We start from the raw sequence: 1,813 nt of genomic DNA on the forward strand, positions 1-1,813 counted from the left end.
GAGACGGCGGCGCGGCGGGGGCGTCCGGTGTCGGGCCAGGGCTGGTGCTCGGCGAGGAGTTCGACCCGTCCGGCCGTCCAGTCCACGTGCGGGGACGGCGCGTCCAGGTGCAGGGAGCGGGGCAGTTCGCCGTGCCGGAAGGCCTCGATCATCTTGATCACCCCGGCGACGCCGGCCGCGGCCTGGGTGTGACCGATGTTCGACTTGATCGAGCCCAGGAGGAGCGGGTGCTCGCGTGTCTTCCCGTAGGTGGCCAGCAGGGCCTGGGCCTCGATCGGGTCGCCGAGCGTGGTGCCCGTGCCGTGCGCCTCCACGACGTCGACGTCCGCGGGCGTCAACCCGGCGTCGGCCAGGGCCTCCTGGATGACCCGGCGCTGGGACGGCCCGTTGGGGGCGGTCAGCCCGTTGCTGGCGCCGTCCTGGTTGACCGCCGAGCCGCGCAGCACCGCCAGTACCGGGTGCCCGTTGCGGCGGGCGTCCGACAGCTTCTCCAGGACCAGCACGCCGACGCCCTCGGCGAAGCCGGTGCCGTCCGAACCGGCCGCGAACGGCTTGCAGCGCCCGTCCGGGGCCAGGCCCTTCTGCCGGCTGAACTCGACGAAGATGTTCGGCGTCGACATCACCACCACCCCGCCCGCCAGGGCGAGTTCGGACTCCCCCCGGCGCAGCGACTGGGCCGCCAGGTGGATCGTCACCAGTGAGGAGGAGCAGGCGGTGTCCACGGTCAGTGCCGGTCCCTCCAGGCCCAGCACGTAGGAGACCCGGCCGGAGAGCACGCTCGCGGCCGCCCCCGTGATGACGTACCCCTCCACGGCGGCCGGCACGGTGGGCGTGCGGGAGGCGTAGTCGTGCGAGGAGGCGCCGACGAACACCCCGGTGCGGGAGCCGCGCAGGCCCGCCGGGTCGAGCCCGGCCCGCTCCAGCGACTCCCACGCCGTCTCCAGGAACAGCCGCTGCTGCGGGTCCATCGCCAGCGCCTCGCGCGGGCTGATCCCGAACAGCTCCGCGTCGAAGTCGGCGGCGCCGTGCAGGAACCCGCCCTCGCGCACGTAGGAGGTGCCCGAGTGCTCCGGGTCGGCGTCGAACAGCGCGTCGAGGTCCCAGCCGCGGTCGTCGGGGAACGGGCCGATCGCGTCCACGCCGTCCGCGACGAGGCGCCACAGCTCCTCCGGCGACCGCACCCCGCCCGGGTAGCGGCAGCCGATGCCGACCACCGCGATCGGCTCGTGGTCCCGGTCCTGCGCCTCCTGGAGCAGCCGCCGGGTGTCCTGGAGGTCCGCGGTCGCCCGCCGGAGGTATTCGACGAGCTTCTGTTCGTCAGCCATGTCGCCTGTGCCTTCCTCGGATTGCTTCTCGGTCAGTGCAGTGGACGGTCCGTCAGGACCGGCCGCCGTCGATGAGGGCGAAGAGCTCCTCCTCGGTGGCGTTCGCCACGTCGAGCTCCGGGGCCGCCGCCGCGCCGCCGGACGGCTCCGCCAACTGGCCCAGCAGGCCGCGCAGTCGGGCCAGCACCGGGCCCGGCAGCGTGGTGCCCGCGGCCACGGCCCCGGCGAGCGCCGCCTCCAGCGCGAGCGCCTCCGCGTGCTGCGGGCCGTGCTGCGTGCCCTCCGCGGCGCCGCCCGCGCCGTCGGAGCGCTCCGGGACGTCCAGTTCCTCCAGCAACCGGACCGCCAGTTCTTCGGGGGTGGGGTGGTCGAAGACGAGGGTGGTGGGGAGGCGGAGTCCGGTGGCGGTGCGTAGGCGGTTGCGGAGTTCGACGGCGGTGAGGGAGTCGAAGCCGAGGTCCTTGAAGGGTTGGTCGGCGCCGAGCCTG

2 protein-coding genes are annotated in these 1,813 nt (G+C 74.5%); both read right to left on the bottom strand.

Features of this window, described 5'->3' with window-relative positions; genetic code table 11:
* Nucleotides 1-1,325, bottom strand: a 1,325-nt coding sequence (locus ACIRS1_RS38420) for a type I polyketide synthase (RefSeq protein ID WP_402847315.1), incomplete at its 3' end; no start/stop codon positions are given.
* A gap of 52 nt (nucleotides 1,326-1,377) precedes the next feature.
* On the bottom strand, nucleotides 1,378-1,813 hold a 436-nt coding region (locus ACIRS1_RS38425), incomplete at its 5' end, for a phosphopantetheine-binding protein (protein ID WP_402847317.1).

Origin of the sequence: Kitasatospora sp. NPDC101176, from assembly GCF_044768035.1 — a bacterium.
Classification (GTDB): domain Bacteria; phylum Actinomycetota; class Actinomycetes; order Streptomycetales; family Streptomycetaceae; genus Kitasatospora.